The following is a 21,627-nucleotide window of genomic DNA, read 5'->3' as shown; positions in this document are numbered from 1 at the left end:
CCTCCGTGCGCGATCGTACGAGATGTCAGCCGGGGATCTCCTGGTACGCCTGGGAAAGGCGCTGGACTCCTTCGCGCAGCTGCGTGCCGGTCGCGGCGCTGACGTAGCTCAGGCGCAGATACGGCCCCGGGGCCTCGGCCGCGAAGTACATCCTGCCGGGGGTGACCGCTACTCCGGCGCGGAAAGCGGCGCTGGTCAGCGCCACCTCGTCGACGAAGCCGGGGAGCGGCTGCCACAGGTGGTAACCGCCGGTCGGGACCGGGACGGCGGTCCAGGTGGGCAGGAACTCGCGCAGCGCCGAGACGGCGACGTCGCGGCGCTCCCGCAATGAGGCCGCGAGGCTCCGCAGGTGGCGGCCCCAGGCGGGAGAACTCACCAGTTCGAGGGCGGTTTCCTGCAGCGGGCGCGGCACGAAGAAGCTCTCGACGGCGTGGAGCCCGCGTAGGCGTTCCAGTGCCGGGCCACGCGCGGCCAGCGCGCTGATCCGCAGGCTCGGTGACGCCGGCTTCGTGAGCGAGCGGACGTGCACCACGACGCCGTCGGGGTCGTCCGCCACGAGCGGCGGCGGGGGAGCGGGGCTGCCGGGATGCGCCATCAGCCGGGCGAAATCGTCCTCGATGACGAAAGCGCCCGCGTCACGGGCGATCCGCAGGACCTCGGCGCGGCGTTCGGCGCACAGCACCGCGCCGGTCGGGTTCTGGAACGCGGGCTGGCAGACGAACAACCGGGCGCCGGTGTCACGGAAGGCGTCCGCGAGCAGCTCGGGCCGGACGCCGTCGCGGTCGATCGGCACCGGGACCGGCCGCAGCCCCGACGCCCGCGCGATGGCGAGCATCCCCGGATACGTCGGGGATTCCACCAGCACCGGCGCGCCGGGAGCGCCGAGCGCGCGCAGGGCCGTGGTCAGCGCGCTCTGCCCGCCCGAGGTGACCAGCACGTTCTCGACGTTCACGGGGCTGCCGATGTCGCGGGCGAACCAGGCCCGCAGTTCGGGCAGGCCGCAGATCGGGGGCCGTGTCCACGCGCCGGGGCGGCGTCCGGCGCGGGCCGACGCCGCCGCGAGTTCGCGTTCCGGCTGGAGGCTCGGATGCGTGTAGCCGCCGTTGAGGTCGATGACGCCCGAAGGCGGATCGCTCAGCGCCGTGAGCACGCCGGTCGCGTCGATCGCGCGGGTACCGGACTGCGAGCTCAGCGCCACCTCCTGCCACGACACGTCACCGGACACCGCCGCTTCACGAGGTGGCGGCGCGCGGAAGACACCGGCGCCAGGGCGGGTGATCACCAGTCCTTCGGCGGCCAGTGCGGCGATGGCGCGCGACACCGTCACCGGGCTCACCTTCAGCTCGCGGACCAGCTCCCGGCTGGACGGGAGCTTTCCATCGATCGGATAGCGCTCCAGAGTGGACCGCAGCTGTATGACCAGGCTGGTGACGCTGCTACCATCGGACATGAGACTGGATGATAGCGCTATCGCGGACCGGGCAGTAGCGGTCCGCTCCGGGACCGCGTTGGCGGCGTTGGGTGTCCTCGCCTTCTCGTTCACGTTCCCCGCCACCGTGTGGGCGCTCAAGGGTTTCGACCCGTGGACCGCCACCGGGCTGCGCAGCGTCCTGGCCGCGCTGGTCGCCGGCACCTGTCTTCGTGTCTTCCGGGTCCCGCTGCCGAGGCGCGACCAGTGGCGGGGCCTGGCCGTGGTCTCCCTCGGCTGCGTCCTCGCGTTCCCGATCCTCACCACGCTCGCGCTGACGACCTCGTCGACCGCGCATTCCGCGGTGGTGATCGGGCTGCTGCCGCTGGCCACCGCCGTCATCTCCTCGAAGCTGACCGGGAACCGGCCGTCCCGCCGGTTCTGGCTCGCGGCGGCGGTCGGCGCGAGCGCCGTCGTCGTGTTCACCGTGGCGCAGAGCGGCGGCGGACTGTCCACAGCGGACCTGTTCCTGTTCGGCGCGCTCGTGTTGTGCGCGTTCGGGTACGCCGAGGGCGGCAGGCTGGCCAGGGAGATGGCGGGCTGGCACGTGATCGCCTGGGCGCTGGTGATGGCGCTGCCGGTCACCGGAGCGTTCGCCGTCTTCGGGCTCGCGACCGAACCGCTGCACATCACCGGCGAGGGGATCGCCGGCCTGCTGTACGTCGCGCTCATCTCGCAGTTCGGCGGGTTTTTCGCCTGGTACCGGGGAATGGCCGAGATCGGTGTCGCGCGGGCGAGTCAGTTGCAGCTCGCCCAGCCGCTGCTGACCCTGGTCTGGGCGGTGCTGCTGCTCGGCGAGCATCTCCCGGCCGCCGCGCCGGTGACCGCGCTGATCGTCGTCGCCTGCATCGTGGTGACCCAGCGGTCCCGGACCTAGATCGACGTCGCGAATCCGCCAGACCGCGGTGCCCGCGCGGTGATGGGCTGAAGCACATGACCGCTTCGACCCTCGACACCTCCGCGCGGACCCCGCTGAAGGGATGGCTCGCCGTCCTCGCGGTGACGCTCGGGATCTTTTCCCTCGTCACCACGGAGATCCTGCCGATCGGCCTCCTGACCCCGATCGGCGAGGACTTCCGGATCACGCCGGGGACGGCGGGCCTGACCATGACCCTCCCCGGCTTCCTCGCCGCGCTCGCGGCCCCGGCCGTCACCGTCGCCGCCGGACGGCTCGACCGCCGGATCCTGCTGTGCGCGCTGATGGCGGTGCTGGCCTCGGCCGACGTCCTCGCGGCGACCGCGCCGGCGTACTGGGCGTTGCTGGTCTCGCGAGTCCTGGTCGGGCTGGTGATCGGCGCCTTCTGGGCGATCGGCTCCGGCCTCGCCGAACGGCTCGTCGGTCCGGACCGTGCGGGCAGGGCGACCGCGGTGATCTTCTCCGCCGTCCCGCTCGGCTCGGTGCTCGGGGTGCCGGCGGGAACGTTCCTCGGCGAACTCTTCGGCTGGCGGGCGGCTTTCGCCGTGATGGCGGTCTTCACGGTTGGCGTCCTCGCCGCGCTGGCGTGGGCGTTGCCTCCACTGCCGTCGGCAGGCGCGACCCGGCTCGGCGTCCTCCGCGGGATGACCCGCGAGCGGGCGACGCGGCTCGGCCTGCTCGTCACGGTGCTGGTCGTGCTCGCCCACTTCGGGACCTACACCTATGTCACGCCGCTCCTGCGCCAGCTGACACAGGTGAGCCCGGAACAGATCACCGTCTTCCTGTTCGTCTACGGCACCGCCGGGATCGCCGGCAATTTCCTGGCCGGGGCGGCGATCGCCCGCGATCTCCGGCGGACCTTCCTCGCCGCGGCGGGTTCGATCGGCGTCGTGACCTGCGCGTTGCCGTTTCTCGGCGACACGAAAACGGGCGCGCTCGCTCTGCTGGTGCTCTGGGGCTTCGCCTACGGTGCGGTCCCGGTCTGCTCGGGAACGTGGTTCGCGAGGGCGGCGCCGCACGCGCCCGAAGCGGCGTCGGTGCTGTTCACCTCGTCGTTCCAAGCGACCTTGTCGGCGGGCGCCTTGCTCGGCGGGCTGGTCGTCGACGCGGTCTCCGTCCCGGCCGTGATGGTCACCGGAGGCGTGGTCGCGCTGCTCGCGGCCGCCGTCCTCAGCCGAGTACGGTCAGCGTGACCAGCGCGGTGGTGCCGACCAGCAGCGTCGAGAGCAGGCCGAGCAGCAGGGCGCGGCCCCCGGTGCGGACGAGTTTGCCGATCCGGACCGCGCAGCCCAGCCCGAACAGCGCCCCGGCCAGCAGCAGGGTGCAGGCGACCTTCGCGACGTCGAGCGCGAAACCCGGCACGATCCCGGTGCTGCGCAGGGCGGCCATGGCCAGGAAACCGAGGACGAACAACGGGACCAGTGGCGGCCGCTTGCCGTCGACCGGCCGGTGCCGCTCGTGCACGCCGACCGCGGCGACCATCGGGGCCAGCAGGACCACCCGGCTGAGCTTGATCACGATCGCGACCGCGATGGCGGCGCTTCCGGCCGGGGTGGCCGCGGCGACGACCTGTGCGACCTCGTGCACGCTGAGGCCCGCCCACTCGCCGATCCGGGCCGCGTCGAGCCGCAGCCAGCCGCCGATCAGCGGGACCGCGGCGATGGCGAGCCCGCCGTAGAAGGTGACCAGGGCGACCGCGGTCGCGACGTCCGAGTCCTCGCGTTTCACGACGCCTTCCATGGCGGCGATGGCGGAGGCGCCGCAGATCGAGAACCCGGTCGCGACCAGGATCCCCAGGCCACGGGGCACGCCGAGGAGCCTGCCGAGACCGACCGTGCCGAGGAACGTGATCCCGACGGTGAGCACGACGGCGACCAGGGTCCCGGGGCCCAGCGCCAGGACGGCCGGGAGCGACAGTTGCAGACCGAGCAGGACGACACCGGCGCGAAGCAGCTTCTTGGTGATCCCGGCGATGGCCTTCCGGGTCCCGTCGGACAGCGAGGGCAGTGATCCGGTGACGATGCCGAGCACGACGGCGATGGTGAGCGCGCTGATGACCGGGAAAGCGGTGCCGACCAGGTACGCGGCGGCCACTCCGGCGCCGGTGATCGCGAAGGCGGTCAGGTAGGGCTTCGTCGGTCTCGCGTGCGTGGTGCTCATGGTTCGAGCTTCGCCCGGGCGGGGTGACCTCGGTAGCGGGGAATGAGAGGGGTAGGTCATACACTTGGGCTATGACCACACCCGATCTGGACTCCCTGCGCCTGCTGGTGCTCGTGGACGAGCTCGGCAGTATAGGGCAGGCCGCGGCCAGTCTCGGGATCGCGCAGCCGTCGGCGAGCAAACGACTGTCCACAGTCGAACGAAGGCTGGGGCTGGTGCTGGTCGACCGCACGCGGCGCGGTTCCGCGCTCACCCCCGACGGCCGGGTCATCGCCGGCTGGGCGCACCGCGTGCTGTCCGAACTCGACGGTCTGCTCGACGGCGCCGAAGCGTTGCGCACCCAGCACGAGGCGCATCTGCGGGTCGCCGCGAGCATGACACTGGCCGAGTATCTGGTGCCCGGCTGGATCGGCGAGCTCAAACGGGGTGACCCCGGGCTGTACCTCGGGCTGGAGGTCACCAACTCCGACCAGGCCGCCGAAATGGCGCGAGAGGGCAAGGTCGACCTCGGGTTCGTCGAGTCGCCCGGTTCGCTGCCAGGCCTCTCGTCCCGGCGGGTGGCCACCGACCGCCTGGTCCTCGTCGTACCCGCGAGCCATCCGTGGGCGCGCAAACGCCGTCCGCTGACGGCGGCCGAATTGGCGATCACGCCGCTCGTGGTCCGCGAACCGGGTTCAGGGACCAGGGAGACCGTCGACGAGGCGTTGCGCAAGGCCGGGGTCGGACCGGCGAAACCGTTGCTGGAGCTGGGTTCCGCCTCCGCCGTCCGCAACGCCGTGATCGCGGGCGCCGGACCGGCGGTGATCAGCGAACTCGCCATCGCCCGCGACGTCGCCGACCGCAGGCTCGTCCCGGTCGCGGTGGAAGGCGTCGACTTCGGCCGGGAACTGCGCGCGGTATGGCCCGCCGGGCGGCGGCTCGCCGGTCCGGCCGCGGAGCTGCTGAGTATCGCGGTCCGGAATGCGAAAGCCCGATGAGTCTTCTCACGTTCCCCTTCGTGATACCGAATCCGCCATCGGCGCGATACCGACGATAGGGCGAATCGCCGTCGATTTCCGGAAATAGGTGCGGACCACCATTCCCGGTGGTCCGATGAAAGCGGAATGGTGGACTCCGGGTAACAGGGCCGGATGGCGTACCGGACGCTGGGTCGACCGTTTCTTCCTTGCCACCGCGGGAAAACCGGGACATCGGTGCACGCGGAACACTGAATTCTTCGCCGCGTTATTCGCGTTTCGCGGGTCGGCGTTCCGCCATCCGGTTCCTGTGACCGGAAACCCTACTGTCGAGTATTGACGTGAGGCCCCGCCTGCGTTTAAGTACGCCCGGTAACCAAGTAACTCTTCCGTGTGCCGGCGGCTTCCCGTCACTGCCCTGCACCCGACCAGCGAATCCCACGGAGGCGATCGTGACTTCCCGGCCCGGCACCGATGGCGGCGAGGCGCTCATCTCGGAGTTCCTTCGCACCAGCCGTGAGATGATCGCCGCGCAACGGGACGTCCTGCTCGGCTACCTCGGTGCCGTTCCGGCCGCGCCCGAACCGGTGCCCGCCGAGCCCGCCGAGGAGCCCGACGTCGTCGTAGCGGCACCGAAGCGCTACCTGATGCGGGAATTCGACCTCGCCGACTCCGTCCCCGTCGACGAGGAACTGGCCGGGCTCCGCTTCGCCGTCGTCGGTGAAGGCCAGGTCGCCGACCTGCTCACCGCCCGGCTCGCCGGGTACGGCGCCGAAACCGAACTGGTCCAGGGCGCACCGCGGCAAGGCGCGGACGGCGTGTTCCACCTGTCCCCGTCGTTCCCCGACGACTTCGCGTTGTATCAGGCGGTTCTGGCGGGAGGGCCGCGCTGGCTCATCGCGAACGGACCCGCCGACGGTGCCCGCGGCTTCTTCCGGACGGTGGCGAGGGAGTATCCGGACACGGTCGCCCGGGTGGTCGAACAACCTCCTGAATCCACTGTGGACGATCAGGTGGAGGCTCTGCTCGCGGAGTTGTCCGCCGGGGACTGGGAGCCGGTCGTCGTCCGCCGCGACGGCGCGCGGCGCGGCCTGCGGCTGACGGAGGAAGGCCTCGACCCGCTCGGCGGCACGGACGCGGGTCCGGCGGGTGACGGGACGGCCGAAGCCGAGGCGCTGGGCCTGGACTCCGATTCGGTCGTCCTCCTCGTCGGCGGCGCCAGAGGCATCACCGCCCGGCTGGCCACCACGCTGGCCTCGGCGTCGCGCTGCCGCGTCGAACTGTTCGGCCGCACCGCCGTGCCCATCGACGGCGAGGAACCGGGGATCGCCACCGCCACGACGACGGAAGAACTGCGCGCGGCTCTGATCGGCGGCGGGCTGACCGAACCGGCCGAGGTCGAACGGGTCCTCCGGATCGTCGAGGCCGAACGGGAGGTCCGCGGGACGCTGCGGCGGATCGGCGACCTCGGCAGCCCGGTGCGCTACCACTCGGTGGACGTACTCGACGCGGAAGCCGTGCACCGCGCGGTCAAGGAGATCCACGCCGAACACGGGCGGATCGACGGAATCGTCTACGCGGCGGGCGCCGTCGAGGACGAGCTGATCGCGGCGAAGGACCCGGCGTCGTTCGACCGTGTCTTCGTCACCAAGGTCGAAGGGGCGAGCACCTTGCTCGCGGCGGTGGGTGAACTGCCGGAGGCACCGAAGTTCGCCGTCCTGTTCGGCAGTATCGCCGCGACACTGGGGAACCGTGGCCAGTCCGGCTACGCGGCGGCGAACGACGCGCTGGAGGCCCTGGGGCATCGATGGTCCACTGTGTACGGACGGCGCGGACTCACCGTCCACTGGGGACCATGGGCGCCCACCGGGGCAGGCGACCCGATGGCCGCCCCGGACCTGATGCGGGACTACGCCAGGCGCGGGATCGAGCTGATCGACCCCGAGGAAGGCACGTTGAGCCTGCTGCGCGAACTGGCATGGGGCGACGAGGGCCTCACGGCCGTCACCTACGCCGCGTCGGGGTGGTGACCGGTGGCCGGAACGCCCCCGATCGCGATCGTCGGGATGTCGGTGCTGTTCCCCGGCGCCCCCGATCTGGACACCTACTGGCGCAACATCGTCGACGGCGTCGACGCCATCACCGAAGTCCCGCCGGACCGCTGGGATCCGGGCTTCTACCAGCCCGACGCGCCACCGCGGGCGGACCGGATCTACTGCCGTCGCGGCGGTTTCGTCGGTGAGCCGGTCGAGGTGGACGTCACCGGTTCCGGGGTGCTGCCGTCGTCGATCCCGGGGACCGAACCTGACCAGCTGATCGCGTTGCGGGTGGCCGCGCAGGCCATCGCGGACGCGGGCGGCGAGCACCGGCTGCCCACCGACCGGCAGCGGACCGGTGTCATCCTCGGCCGCGGCGGCTACCTCACTCCCGGCCTGGTACGGCTCGACCAGCGGGTCCGCACGGCCACCCAGCTCGTCCGCACCCTCGGCGAACTGATGCCCGATCTCGGGGGTGAGCGGCTGGAGGAGGTTCGGCAGGCCTTCACCGACCGGCTCGGCCCCGAAGCCCCGGAAGCGGCGATCGGGCTCGTGCCCAACCTGGCCGCCTCCCGGCTGGCGAACCGGCTGGACCTGCGGGGACCCGCGTACACGGTGGACGCGGCCTGCGCCTCCTCGCTCGTCGCCGTCGACCACGCCGTCCGCGAACTGGCGACCGGGCGATGCGACGTCGTGCTGGCCGGTGGCGTCCACCATTGTCACGACGTCACCTTCTGGAGTGTGTTCTCGCAGCTGGGCGCGTTGTCACGCAGTCAGCGGATCCGGCCGTTCCACCGGGACGCGGACGGGGTGCTGATCGGTGAGGGCACCGGGGTCGTCGTGCTGAAGCGGCTCGCGGACGCCGAACGGGACGGGGACCGGGTCTACGCCGTCGTCACCGGAACCGGTGTGGCCAGCGACGGGCGGACCGCCGGACTGTGCCATCCGGACACCGCCGGGCAGGTCCGCGCGGTCCGGCAGGCGTGGACCGCGGCGGGTGCCGATCCCGCCACGATCGGGTTGCTCGAAGCGCACGGGACCGCGACCCCGGCGGGCGACGCGGCCGAACTCGCGACGATCGCGGAGGTCTTCGGGCGGGCGGACGAGCCGACGGCGGTGCTGGGCTCGGTCAAGTCGATGATCGGGCACACCATGCCGTCGGCGGGTGTCGCCGGGCTGGTCAAAGCCGCTTTGGCCGTGTACCACGGGGTTCTCCCGCCCACCTTGCACTGCGAGGACCCACATCCGGCGCTGGCGGCGACCCGGTTCGAGACGCTCGGTGCCGCGAAGGTCTGGGAGACCGACGACCGGCGGCCGGTGCGGCGGGCCGGGGTCAACGCCTTCGGCTTCGGCGGGATCAACGCCCACGTCGTGCTGGAACAGACCGCGACCCGGGCGGGCGCCGAGGTCTCCGAACCCGAACGCGTCCTGCGGCTCTCGGCGCCGACCGTCGCGGAGATGGGCTGCCTGCTCGACCGCGACGACGTCCTGAGCGGTGGCGACCCCGGCCGTGGCCGGGTGCGGCTCGGTCTCGTCGACCCGACGCCCAAACGGCTGAACCTGGCCAGGAAGGTGGTCGCGAAGGGCAGCCCCTGGCGCGGCCGCAACGACCTCTGGTTCGTTCCGGAACCGCTGCTCGGCGCGGGCGGCGGCAAACTCGCGTTCGTCTTTCCCGGGCTGGAGAACGAATTCGAGCCACACGCAGAGGACGTCGCCCGGCACGGCAAGGGCGTGTTCCAGCTGAGCAGGCTCCTCGACAAGGCGTTACGCGGCCTGCGCGTGACCCCGGACGCGCTCGCCGGGTACAGCCTGGGGGAGTGGACCGCCATGGCCGTCGCCGGGATCCACTCCGACCCGGAGGTCGACTCGTTCCTGGCTGGCATCGATCCCGGCGCGCTCGAGGTGCCGGGGCTGGCCCTCGCGGTGATCGGCGCGCCGGCGTCGTCGGTTCTCGAAGTCCTCAAAGGACAGTCCGAAGTGGTCCTTTCCCACGACGACGCGCCGAACCGGTCGATGATCTGCGGGCCGGCGGAGGCCGTCGAGGATTTCGTGCGTGGATTCCGCGCCGACGGCGTGATCTCCCAGGTGCTGCCGTCCCGGTCCGGGTTCCACACGCCGATGCTCACGCCGTATCTCGGCCCGATCCGCCACGCCGCCGAGCGCTGCCCGCCGCGGCCGGCGGAACTACCCGTTTGGTCGGCCACGACGGGACGGCGCTACCCGTCGCCGGACGCCGGACTGCGGGAACTGTTCGTGCGGCAGCTGCTGGAGCCGGTGCGGTTCCGCGCCCTCGTCGAGAACATGTACGCGGCGGGCTTCCGCGCGTTCGTGCAGGCGGGCGCGGGACAGCTCGGCTCGCTGATCGGGAACACCCTGCACGATCGCGAACACCTCGTCGTCGCCGCGCAGCGGCCCGGGCTCCCGCAGCTGTCGCGGGTGGTGACCGGGTTGTGGGCCGACGGTGCCGATCCGGCGTTCGAGCGCCTGCCGGGCCAAGGCGGCGTGAACCGCGGCCGGACGATCCGGCTCGACCTCGGCGGCGCCCTGGTGTCGCTCGACGAGGGTGTCCGGCGCGGCTTCAGGTCCTCCGGGGCGAAGAAGTCCACTTTGGACCGTATCGGGGAACGGAACCCTCAGGCTCCCCGGGCGCGGCCGTTGCGCACCGAACTCCGCGTCTCCGTCGAGACGATGCCGTATCTGCTCGACCACTGTCTCTTCAAACAGCCTCCCGGCGCGGATCCCGCCGACTCGTGGCCGGTCGTGCCCGCCACGACGGTGATCGGGCACCTGCTGGACTTCGCCGAACAGGCCGCGCCGGGCAGGCGCGCGGTCGCGCTGGAGGATGTCCGGCTGAACCAGTGGATGGCCGCGATCCCCGCGCTGGACGTCCCGGTGACCGTGGTGCCGCAAGGCGCTTCCCGGGTCGGCGTGTCTCTCGGCGACTATTCCAGGGCCGTCATCGACCTGGACGCCGGGTTCCCCGCCGATCCGCCCGGCCCCTGGTCCTTCCCGGCCGAACGGGAACGGATCCCGGATCTGCGCGCCGAGCAGCTGTACTCCGATCGGTGGATGTTCCACGGGCCGAAGTTCCAGGGCGTCGAGGAACTGGTCGCGGTGGGGGACCGGCACGTGCGCGGCGTGCTGCGGACCCCGGAGGCGCCGGGGGCGCTGCTGGACAACGCCGGACAGCTGCTCGGATACTGGATCATGTCGCGGCTGCCCGCCCGCACCACGGTGTTCCCGGTGGGGATGCGGCGGATCCGGTTCTACGGCGAGCATCCGTTACCGGGGGACCGGGTCGGCTGCGTCGTCCGCATCGTGTCGGTGACCGACGCGGAACTCGAGGCGGACGTCCAGCTGATCCGCGGCGACCGGGTCTGGGCCGAGGTCGAGGGCTGGCGCGATCGCCGCTTCGACAGCAATCCGGTGATCCGGGCGATGGACCGGCGGCCCGAACGCGCCACGCTGTCGGAAGAACGGCCCGGCGGCTGGGCGCTGGTCCGTGAGCAGTGGGCGGATCCGGCGACCCGAGATCTGATCATGCGGAACGTGCTGGCCGGTGAGGAAAGACAGGCGTACGCCGACCAGCCGACGCGCCGGAAGCGGGCCTGGCTGCTCGGCCGTATCGCGGCGAAGGACGCCATCCGTCGTCTATTGTGGACAAACGGTGAGGGGGACGTCTTCCCCGCCGAGCTCCGCGTCGGGAGCGACTCCTCGGGGGCGCCGAAGGTCTCGGGCGCCTACGGAAGGACGCTGCCGGACCTCACCGTCTCGATCGCCCACCGGGACGCGCTCGGCGTCGCCATCGCCCGCCCGGGACCGTGCGGAATCGACGTCGAAGCTGTCGAAGACCGGCCGGAGAGCACGGTCGCCGCGGTCCTCGGCGCGGCGGAACGTGCCCTGTTCGGTGAACCGGAAACCTTGTGGTTCACCAGATTCCGGGCCGCCAAGGAAGCCGTCGCGAAACGGCTCCGCACCGGCCCGCACGGTTTCACCGTCGTCGGCGTGGACGACGGGCGGCTCACCGTCGCGGCGAACGGTGCCCGGTATCCGGTATGGCACACCACGATCACCACTCCGGAGAAGGATTACGTCGTGGCTTGGACGGAGAACGAAGAATGACCGCTTGAACCTGGGTGCCCGGAGGTCGTCCGGTGGCTCGCCGGCTCGACCCGGCGGTGTCGACCGTGTTCGTCACCTCCGGCACCGTGGGGCCGGTGGGGACAAGGGGCTCGTGGTGCCCCACGTGCCCCGGATGGCGCTCCTGGCACACGTGGCCGCCGCCGTCCGCGAAAGTCTGTGGCACGGAGTGCCACTCGCGGTCGACGCGGGGAAGCTCTCCTGAGCGGCTGAAGGGGCCTTTCCCCGCATCGCACGCGGTGAAGGGCGCGTTCACCTCATCAGACGCGGGCATGGTCCCCTTCGGCCTCTTGAAAAGCTCGCGTGTAGGGACTCTCCTGGAGGGGTACCAGCCTTCAGAAGGTGCGTCCTCGTGCTGGGAGTCGCCATGACCGCGGTGAAGACCTCGCCCCGCCCGGAGGCCGTCCGTTTCGGCGGGCGGCGCCGGGCGCCCAAGGGCAGCGTGTTCCTCAAGATCGTCCGCACCACCGACCACAAGACCATCGGCGTGCTCTACCTGAGCACCTCGTTCGCGTTCTTCCTCGTCGGTGGCTTCATGGCACTGCTGATGCGCGGCGAACTGGGCAGGCCGGGGATGCAGTTCCTCTCCCAGGAGCAGTACAACCAGCTGTTCACCATGCACGGCCTCATCATGCTGCTGCTGTACGCGACACCGAACCTCTTCGCGTTCGCCAACTACATCCTGCCGCTGCAGATCGGGTCCCCGGACGTCGCCTTCCCGCGGCTGAACGCGTTCTCCTACTGGTTGTATCTCTTCGGCGGGCTGATGACGCTCAGCGCGTTCCTCACGCCGAGCGGGGCGCCCGACTTCGGGTGGACGATGTACACGCCGCTGTCCAACGCCGCACACACCCCGGGCGTCGGCGCCGATCTGGTGATCATGGGCCTGATCGTCTCCGGGCTCGGGACGATCCTGGGCGCGGTCAACATGGTCACCACGATCCTCTGCCTGCGCGCGCCGGGGATGACCATGTGGCGGTTACCGCTGTTCACCTGGAACATCCTGTTCACCACGATCCTGATCCTGGCGGTCTTCCCGATCCTCACCGCGGCCCTGTTCGGGCTGATGGCCGACCGGCGGCTGGGCGCGCACGTGTTCGATCCGGCCAACGGCGGGGCGATCCTGTTCCAGCACCTGTTCTGGTTCTTCGGCCATCCCGAGGTCTACATCGTCGCGTTGCCGTACTTCGGCATCATCACCGAGATCGTGCCGGTGTTCAGCCGGAAACCGCTCTTCGGCTACAAGCTCATGGTGTTCGCGACGATCGCGATCACCGCGCTGTCCTTCGCCGTGTGGGCGCACCACATGTTCGCCACCGGCGCGGTGCTGTTGCCGTTCTTCTCCATCATGACCTTCCTCATCGCGGTGCCGACCGGGATCAAGTTCTTCAACTGGATCGGCACGATGTGGAAGGGGCAGCTCACCTTCGAATCACCGATGCTGTGGTCGATCGGGTTCATGGTGACGTTCCTGCTCGGCGGGCTGACCGGGATCATCCTGGCCGCGCCGCCGCTGGACTTCCACATCCACGACACCTATTTCGTGGTGGCGCACTTCCACTACGTGCTGTTCGGCACCATCGTGTTCGCCACGTTCGCCGGGATCTACTTCTGGTTCCCCAAGATGACCGGGCGGATGCTCGACGAGCGGCTCGCGAAGCTCCATTTCTGGACCACGTTCATCGGCTTCCACACGACGTTCCTCGTGCAGCACTGGCTCGGCAACGAAGGAATGCCGCGCCGCTACGCCGACTACCTGAGCACCGACGGATTCACCCTGCTGCACACCATTTCCACGATCGGTGCCTTCCTGCTCGGCGCTTCGGTGCTGCCGTTCCTGTGGAACGTCGTCCGCAGCTACCGGTTCGGGGAGGTCGTGGAAGTGGACGATCCGTGGGGACACGGGAATTCCCTGGAATGGGCGACGACCTGTCCGCCACCCCGGCACAACTTCCTCGATCTCCCGAGGATCCGGTCCGAACGCCCGGCGTTCGAACTCCACTACCCCCACATGATCCCCAGGCTGCGCGCCGAGGGGCATACGACCCCGTTCCAGCGTCGAGACCAGGCCACCCCGTCGGAAGTGGTGGCGGACAAGGCACTGAAGGACGACGACACGGCCTGAGGAGAGGGAATGAGGTACCGCGCATGATCCCCATGGATGTCGAAGGGATGGCAGTCCTGGCTCCGGAAGCGGCCCCGGTGATGTTGCTGCGGGAGCGGCAGGGCGAACGACGCTGGCTGGCGATCACGATCGGCGGCCCCGAGGCGAGCGCGGTGGCGCTCGCGCAGGAGCGGATCCGGCTGCCGCGGCCGGGCACGATCGAACTGATCGGCCAGGTGGTCGAGTCGTTCGGGCACCGGGTCACCGGGGTCCAGGTCACCGCGCTGCGGGACGGCATCTTCTTCGCCGACCTGGTGCTCGATTCCGGTATCCGCGTCTCGGCGCGGCCGAGCGACGCGGTCGCGATCGGGTTGCGCGCCGGGGTCGGGATCGAGGTGGCCGATGCGGTGCTGGAGGTCGCTTCCGTGCGGGTCGAGATCGTCGGTGCCGGCCCGGACGCGGAACTGCCCGCGGTGCCGTCGGACCCGGTCGCGCAGGAACGGGCGGTCGAGGAGTTCCGGGAGGCGCTGGACAAGATCGCGCCGGAGGATTTCGGGGAACCTCCGCCCGACCAGTGAGCCGAAGGGGCCCTTCGGCGCGAAATTCGCGCTGAAAGGCCCCCTTCGGCTCAGTTGGCGTGCTTCGCCAGGCCCTGCTCGATCGCCTCGATGATGCGCGGCCGCATCTCGGCGGCGCTGATGATCGCGTCCACCGAACCGACCTTCACCGCACGCTCGATGCTGTGCACGCCGTCGAACTCCGCCGCGACCGCGCCCAGCTTCTCGGCCCGCACCGACGCCTGGACCTCGGCCAGTTCCGCCGCGAGCGCGGCGCGTTCGGCACCGGTCGCCCCGCTGAGCTTCTCGTTGAGCGACCGCACCCGCTGATCCGCCGCCGTCCGCGCGTTGACCTCACCGGCGAACACGACCGCCGCGGCGGGCGCGCCGCCGAGCACCGAGGCGAACGAGCCTTCCAGCGCCAGCACCGTCATGTTCGGGTTCAGCGCCTTCGAGAAGACCACGAACGCGCCGCCGTGGTACCGCGAGATCACGGTGAACACGATCGGGCCTTCGAAGTTGACGATCGCCCGGCCGATCTCCGCGCCGTACTCCAGCTGGAGCTTCCGCATCGACTCCGGCGAGCCGTCGAAGCCGGACAGGTTCGCCAGCACCACCAGCGGCCGGTTGCCGCTGGCCGCGTTGATCGCCCGCGCCGCCTTCTTCGACGACCGCGGGAACAGCGTGCCCGCGGTGTAGGTGTCCGGGCCGTCGGTGGGCGGGAAACCGCGGCGCGGCACCGAACGGGACTCGATCCCGAGCAGGCACACCGGCCGCCCGCCGAGGTGCACGTCCTGCACGGCCGCGGTCTCCGCGTCCGCCATGCCCGGCCAGCGCTCCAGTACCGGGTGGTCCTGGTCCGACAGCGCGCGCATCACGGTGCGGATGTCGAACGGCTTCTTGCGGTCGGGGTTGGCCTCCCGCGAGAAGATCTGGCCCACCGTGGTGAAGTCGCTGTCGACCGCCGCGTGCGGGAACGACGAGATGTCCCGGTCGATCGGGTCGTTCGTGACCGCCTTGCGGGGACCGGGCTCGCCCGGCGCCACGTAGGTGTGGTCGTAGTGCGACATCAGCACGTCACGCGCCGCGGCGAGGTTCGGCGCCCAGTACTGCGCCTGGCCGTTCGGGCCCATCACGCGGTCGTAGCCGCCGATGCCGAAGTTGTCCTCCGCCGACACGCCACCGGAGAAGTCGAGCGACTGCTTGCCGGTCAGCACCATCGCGGAATCCGGCGTCATCACCAGGATTCCCTTGGTGTGCATGAGCATCGTCGCTTCGGCGTTCCAGTACGGCTGGGCGCCGACGTTGATCCCGGCGACGACGATGTTGATCTCGCCGCCGTTCTGGGTGAAGTGCACGATCCGCTTGAGGGCGGCCGCGACCCAGTCCATGTTCTCGGTGCCGGACTCCATCGAGATCCGGGCGCCCGCCGAGAGCGCGTACCACTCCAGCGGGACCCGCAGCCGCTCGGCGAGGTCCAGCGCCGCGATCACCCGCGAGCATTCCGGCTCCGACAGCGCGCCGAGCGCCTTCGTCGGGTCGCCGAGCAGCACCACGCGCTTGACGCCTTCCGGGTGCCGTTCGGTCGGCGTGGTGACCACACCGGCGACGATCGCCGCCTTGTTGCGGCCCTTCTTCCGGTCGACCGGGACGAGGGTGTTCGTGTCGTCCATGTCGTACTCGGTGAACGAACCGAGCATCTCGGTCAGCTCGTACGGGTACACCGTGTCGCGGCGACGGGCGCGCAGAACGTTCTGGCGGTAGTCGTCGAGCGGCAGGATCGGCTCGGTGGTGGGCTCGGACAGCGACATCTGCACGCCGCCGCTGACGTCGTAGCCGATCCGCACGGCGACCTCTTTGACCTCGCCGGTCGCGCGGTCGCGCTGCCTGCCGAGGAACTGGACCTCTTCGAGACCCGCGCCCGCCGTCGACGGCTGTACACGCTGCGCGACCGTGTCCAGCTCCTCGCCGGTGAGCTCGCTGGTCGGCCAGACGTACAGCATGATCCGGTTGGTGTCGAAGCGTTTCCTCGGCGGAAGCTTCGCCTGCACCTCGCGGATCGCGTCGAGGCAGCCCGCCAGCGTCCCTTCGACCGCGGGCAGGGCCAGCAGCTTGCCGTCGTTGTCCCGCAACGGCGTCAGGTCGCGGACCTGGGCGAGCGCGACCAGCCGCTGGTCCGACGGGTTCATCGGCGAGACGCACTTGAACAGGTAGACGTCCTCGTCGCCCGATGGCAGGCGCGTCAGGTCGAAGTTCGCCAGCCGCTGCAACTGCATCCGCTGGGCGATCAGCGGGTGGAGGCCGCGGATCAGCCGCTCTTCGCTGAACCCGGTCGAGGACGGGCGGAAGGTGAAGTGGTGGTGCATCACCGCGCCGCCGTGCCCGGCGACGGTGGTGGTGATCCGGCGGATCCGGCTCGGCAGCGACCCGGCCATGAGGACCTCGCGCAGCCCGGCGGCCATCGTGTCGTCGTCGGCGGACTCGTCGTCCCAGGTCAGGTAGAGGTCCGCCTCGACGTCGGTGTCGGCGGGCAGCTTCGCGGCGAGATCGGCGACCGCCTTGATCGCCCCGGGGAGCCCGGCGCGGTCGAGGGCGGTGGTGGCCATGTGGAACCGCTCGTCGTCGTCGGTGTAGTCACCGGTGACGAAGGTGCAGCCACCGACGGTGACCTGCTGGACACCGGTGAGCGCGCGGTTGCCGTAGTAGCGGCGGCTCAGCACTTCCAGCAGCGGGGTGTGATCGGTGCCGGGGCGGCCGATCCGCTGCCCGAGCAGGCGGACCAGCGGCTGCGCGCTGGCCAGCATGCTCGCGATCCGCTCGGCGCGGTCCGGCGAATCCGGGTGCAGGTCGAGGTGACGCAGATGCTTGCGGACCTCGCTGTACACCTCGGCGCGGGTGCGGCGGAGCAGCGGCTGGGCGAACCAGCGGAACACCACGCTGCGCGCCAGGTCGCCGACCACCGGGAAACGGAGCTGGGTGGCGGCGATCAGCGCCTCCAGCGCCTTGCCCGCCGGCTCGCGCATCGACTCGAACGGCTGCGGCTCGGTGAGCCACTGCCGCAGCAACGCGGTGACGACCGCGACGTCGGACGAGGTCCGCTGCTGGGCGAGGAAGATGCGGAAGACCGCCTCTTCCAGTTCCGGCGTGCGCTCCAGGTCCTCGATGCCGTAGTGCGACAGCACCTTCTTGAGCTTGTTCTGGAACGACTCCGACAGCCCGGCGCGTTCGACGTCGAGGCTCTGCAGATAGGCGTGGAAGAACTCGCGGGAGCTGTGCACCCGGGTGTCCGTCTTGGCGTCTTCGCGCGCCGGCTTGTTGCGCATCAGCTCGGAGAGGTCCGCGAACACGGTCAGCAGCTCGACCTCGCCCTCCAGCGGGCGGTCGCCGTTGCCCTCCAGTTCGGCACGGGCGGCGAGGTACGTGCTGAGCGTGCGGCGCTCGTCGTGCGGGTCCACGTCGAAGCCGAGCAGGAGACTGCGCAGATCCTGCTGGCCACGGGTGATCCGCTGCGCGGCCGAGGTGTCGTCCGGCTCCGCGGGCAGTTCGATCTCGACACTGCCCGTGTCCTCGGCGACCTCCGCCCCTTCCTCCGCCAGCGGCTCGAGCCGCAACAGGGGAGCACCGGTCTCGACCTGACTGCCCACCGAGACGACGCACTCACGCAGCTTCGCGCGGAAGGGCGCGCGGAGCACCGTCTCCATCTTCATGCTTTCCAGTACCAGCACGGGCGCGCCGGCCTCGACCTCCGCGCCGACCTCCAACGGGGTCGCGACGACGAGCGCCGGCGCGGGGGAGCGGACGACGCCGCCCTCGTCCCGGCTGACGCGGTGGGTGACGCCGTCGACCTCGACCAGGTGGATCGGCCCGTGCGTGCCGGTGACCAGGCGGAACCGGGTGCCGTTGACGGTGATCTGGCCGGTGTGCTCGTCGAACCGGTCGACCTCGACGTCGGCGGGGTGGATGTCGCCGCCGCCCGCCGAGACACCGACGCGGAACCGGCGGTGGCCGATCCGGGCGACGCTCACGCGGTACGCGGCGCCGCGCAGCTTGAGATCGAGCGGACGGCCGCTCTCGTGCTGGACCTGCGGGCGGCCGCCGTGCGCGGTGGAGAGAAGCCGTTGGCGCTCAACGGCTTCCTCGTCCTCGTATGCCTCGATCGCGGCGGCCGCGAGCGCGATCGCCGAATGGCGGTGCGTGACCAGCTTGCCTTCGCCGCGGACGCGGTCGATCCAGCCGGTGTCCGCGCTGCCGTCGATCACCTCGGGCTGGTCGAGCAGGTCGAGGACGAAACTCTTGTTGGTCGCGCCGCCCTCGATGATGACCGTGGTCTGGGCCATCGCGCGGCGCAGACGGCCGAGCGCCTCGTCACGGTCGCGGCCGTAGGCGATGATCTTCGCGATCATCGAGTCGAAGTCGGCCGGGATCGTGTCGCCTTCGCTGACCCCGGTGTCGACCCGGATGCCGGGGCCGGCGGGCAGGTCCAGGCGCGCGATGCGGCCGGGCGACGGTGCGAAGTCGCGGTCCGGGTCCTCGGCGTTGAGCCGCGCCTCGACGGCGTGACCGAATTCGGCGGGCTGGACGCCTTCGAGCTTGCCGCCGGAAGCGACGTGCAGCTGGGCCTTGACCAGGTCCATGCCGGTGGTCAGCTCGGTGATCGGGTGCTCGACCTGCAGGCGGGTGTTGACCTCGAGGAACGCGAACAGCTTGTCGCCGGGGTGGTAGAGGAACTCGACCGTGCCGGCGCCGCGGTAATCGACCGCGAGCGCGAGCCGCTCGGCCGACCGCTTGAGCTCGTCGGCCTGCTCGGGCGCCAGCACCGGGGAGGCGGACTCCTCGATGATCTTCTGGTTGCGGCGCTGCACCGAACAGTCGCGGACGCCGAGCGCCCACGCGGTGCCCTGGCCGTCGGCGATGACCTGGACCTCGACGTGCCGGGCGCCGGTGACCAGGCGCTCCAGGAAGACGACGCCGCTGCCGAAGGCGCGCTCGGCCTCCAGACTGGTGCGCTCGTAGGCGTCCTCGAGCTCGTCGGGGGAGGTGATGACGCGGATACCGCGGCCGCCGCCGCCCGCGGTCGCCTTGAGCATCAGCGGGTAGCCGATCTCGCCGGCGGCCTTGATGGCGGCGTCGAGATCCGCGACGGCGCCGCGGCTCCACGGGGCGACCGGGACGCCGACCTCTTCGGCGATCAGCTTCGCGCCGATCTTGTCGCCGAGCTTGCGCATGGCGTCCGCGCTCGGGCCGATGAAGGTGACGCCCAGCCGTTCACACAACTCGGCGAAGGCCGGATCCTCGGCCACGAACCCCCATCCGACCCAGGCCGCGTCGGCCCCGGTCTCGGTCAACGCCCGCTCCAGCACGGCGAAATCCAGATACGGACGCGCCGACGCGGGGCCGAGGTTGTAGCTGATGTCGGCTTCCCGCACGAACGTCGCCGACCGGTCCGCGTCCGTGAAGAGCGCGACGGTCTCGATCCGCCGTCCGGTCTCCGCCGAAAGCTCGCGGACGGCGTGGATGAGCCGCATCGCGGCTTCTCCGCGGTTGACGATGGCGACACGACTGAACACCGACTGAGCCTCCCAAGTGCGCGACACCGCCCCGCCGGATCACGGGCGGGACAGTCTTCTGTTCCTGTCCAACAGCCTGCCTCTTACCGGCCGGTACGAGAATGTCGTCGGTGGCGCATGCCGAGGGCCGGGTGTTGTAGGAACCCGCCAAAAAGTGTCCTGGAACACCTAGTGGAGGGGGCTGATGACGTGATGAAGTGGACAACTGGGGGTCGGGGTTGGTAGCCGGGTTCGCGAGGTGTCATCCGGTGTTCACGCCGGTTTCATCGGGCATGTCGTGGCTGGCGGGTGTGGCTGTTGCCCTGGGGCGTCGTGGCCGGTTTTCGGCGAGCGGCGGTGCCGTGGCGGCATGATGCCGTAGCTGTTTCCCGGCGACGGATCTGGGCTGGGTGGCGGCTGCCGGGTGGCGGCGTTGGTCGTCGCTGTGGTCTGGGGATGTCGCGGTGGGGTGTCGGCGAGTGTCGGGTGTGGTGATTCCGGGCAGCTCGCCGGCAGGTGGGTGACGCCCTCGATCTGGTTGTGGCCGTTTTGCGGCAACGGGTGGCGTTGCCCTCGCGGGTCGTGGTCGTTTTTCGGCGACGGTTGGGGGTTGGGCTGTTGGCTGTGTGGGTGTCGTGGTCGTTTTCTGGCGATGGCCCCTCGGGCGCGTGGCTTGGGGTGGTGGACGGTAGTTGTATGGCGGCCGCAGCTGCGAGACGCCACCGCATGGCACACCTGACCCGGCTCCGTCGCCGAATCTCTAGGCGTGGGTGCCGTGGTCGTTTTTCGGCGACGGTGGGGTTTGGGGTGGCGGTTGTTAGCTGTATGACGGGCACAGCCACCGCATGGTGCACCGGCGCCTGACTCCGTGGCCGAAATCCGGTAAGGAACCCAGGCATGGTGTCGTGGCCGTTTTCTGGCGACGGCCCCTCGGGCGCGTGGCTTGGGGTGGTGGAGGTTGGTTGTGGTGGGGGCGGCTATGAGGTGTGAGGCGCTGCCGTGTGGTGCGCGGTTTTTGGGCTGTGGCCGGATTGCGGCAACGAATCCAGGCATGGGTGCCGTGGCCGTTTTCTGGCGACGGCGTGGGGTCGACCTCGGGGCGGCTAGGGGCAGTGGATGGTAGCTGTATGACGGATGCGGCCTCGGAGCGTCACCGCATGGCACACAGGCCCGGCTCCGTCGCCGAATCTAAACCTGGGTGCCGTGGCCGTTTTTCGGCGACGGTGGGGTTTGGGGTGGCGGTTGTTAGCTGTATGACGGGCACAGCCACCGCATGTTGCACCGGCCCTGACTCCGTGGCCGAAATCCGGTAAGGAACCCAGGCATGGTGCCGTGGTCGTTTTCTGGCGACGGGCGTGGGGCCGGCCTCGGGGCGGCTAGGGGCAGTAGACGGTAGCTGTATGGCGGGCGCGGCCACGGGGCGCCACCGTATGGCACACCGACCTCGGCACCGTGGCCGAAATCCGGCAACGAAGCCAAACCTGAGGGCCGTCGCCGTTTTCTGGCGACGTTCCAGGGCTTGCCTCAAGCGCGAGTCCAAGGGGTGGCTGACGTCAGCCTTATGCTTGGTTCCGTAGCCGGACTCCGGCAACCCGCCCAGACGCGGGCCCTGTGGTCGTTTTCCGGCGACAGACCTCGGGGCCAGGGACGCTAGGGCCTGTATCGAAGTAGTTCAGAGCCACTCGTTGATCGCGGCGATGTGCGCGGTGGCTTCGTAGCGGACGGCGAGTTTGTCGTAGCGGGT

10 protein-coding genes are annotated in these 21,627 nt (G+C 70.5%); 7 read left to right on the top strand and 3 right to left on the bottom strand.

The window, feature by feature from the left end:
* Positions 1–25 precede the first annotated feature (25 nt).
* Positions 26–1,450, bottom strand: coding sequence for an aminotransferase-like domain-containing protein (locus tag ACZ3HL_RS43785; RefSeq protein WP_465537835.1), 1,425 nt, complete (start codon positions 1,448–1,450; stop codon positions 26–28).
* On the opposite strand from ACZ3HL_RS43785, the gene ACZ3HL_RS43780 reads away from it, so the two are divergent.
* Both ACZ3HL_RS43780 and ACZ3HL_RS43775 read left to right on the top strand, forming a co-directional pair.
* Positions 1,449–2,345 (top strand): DMT family transporter, encoded by an 897-nt coding sequence (locus ACZ3HL_RS43780; protein ID WP_465412481.1) that lies wholly within the window; start codon positions 1,449–1,451, stop codon positions 2,343–2,345. The genes ACZ3HL_RS43785 and ACZ3HL_RS43780 overlap by 2 nt on opposite strands.
* Positions 2,346–2,401: 56 nt before the next feature.
* A complete protein-coding gene (locus ACZ3HL_RS43775) occupies positions 2,402–3,577 on the top strand; it encodes an MFS transporter (RefSeq protein ID WP_465537834.1) in 1,176 nt (391 codons plus the stop codon).
* Here the strand turns inward: ACZ3HL_RS43775 and ACZ3HL_RS43770 are convergent.
* Complete coding sequence (locus tag ACZ3HL_RS43770) at positions 3,555–4,544, bottom strand: YeiH family protein (RefSeq protein WP_465537832.1); 990 nt, start codon at positions 4,542–4,544, stop codon at positions 3,555–3,557. The genes ACZ3HL_RS43775 and ACZ3HL_RS43770 overlap by 23 nt on opposite strands.
* Before the next feature lie 71 nt (positions 4,545–4,615).
* Here ACZ3HL_RS43770 and ACZ3HL_RS43765 point away from each other — a divergent pair, with 71 nt between their 5' ends.
* The 5 genes from ACZ3HL_RS43765 to ACZ3HL_RS43745 all read left to right on the top strand — a co-directional run bounded on the left by ACZ3HL_RS43765 (position 4,616) and on the right by ACZ3HL_RS43745 (position 14,358).
* The gene (locus ACZ3HL_RS43765; protein WP_465537830.1) at positions 4,616–5,521 is read left to right on the top strand and encodes a LysR family transcriptional regulator; all 906 of its coding nucleotides are present in this window, start codon (positions 4,616–4,618) and stop codon (positions 5,519–5,521) included.
* Positions 5,522–5,952: 431 nt separating this feature from the next.
* Positions 5,953–7,530, top strand: coding sequence for an SDR family NAD(P)-dependent oxidoreductase (locus ACZ3HL_RS43760; RefSeq protein ID WP_465537828.1), 1,578 nt, complete (start codon positions 5,953–5,955; stop codon positions 7,528–7,530).
* A 36-nt stretch (positions 7,531–7,566) separates the two neighbouring features.
* On the top strand, positions 7,567–11,658 hold the full coding sequence (locus ACZ3HL_RS43755; protein ID WP_465537861.1) for a beta-ketoacyl synthase N-terminal-like domain-containing protein: 4,092 nt from the start codon (positions 7,567–7,569) through the stop codon (positions 11,656–11,658).
* A 385-nt stretch (positions 11,659–12,043) separates the two neighbouring features.
* Positions 12,044–13,801: an aa3-type cytochrome oxidase subunit I gene (gene ctaD / locus ACZ3HL_RS43750; protein WP_465537859.1), complete on the top strand. Its 1,758-nt coding sequence runs from the start codon at positions 12,044–12,046 to the stop codon at positions 13,799–13,801.
* A gap of 23 nt (positions 13,802–13,824) precedes the next feature.
* The gene (locus ACZ3HL_RS43745) at positions 13,825–14,358 is read left to right on the top strand and encodes a bifunctional nuclease family protein (RefSeq protein ID WP_465412487.1); all 534 of its coding nucleotides are present in this window, start codon (positions 13,825–13,827) and stop codon (positions 14,356–14,358) included.
* A gap of 50 nt (positions 14,359–14,408) precedes the next feature.
* Here the strand turns inward: ACZ3HL_RS43745 and ACZ3HL_RS43740 are convergent, their stop codons facing one another.
* On the bottom strand, positions 14,409–19,904 hold the full coding sequence (locus ACZ3HL_RS43740; RefSeq protein WP_465537827.1) for an ATP-binding protein: 5,496 nt from the start codon (positions 19,902–19,904) through the stop codon (positions 14,409–14,411).
* Positions 19,905–21,627 lie beyond the last annotated feature (1,723 nt).

The sequence above is a fragment of the Amycolatopsis sp. NPDC000009 genome (genome assembly GCF_055563465.1).
The sequence above is the reverse complement of the archived record's forward strand: the minus strand, read 5'-3'. Positions and strand labels throughout refer to the sequence as shown.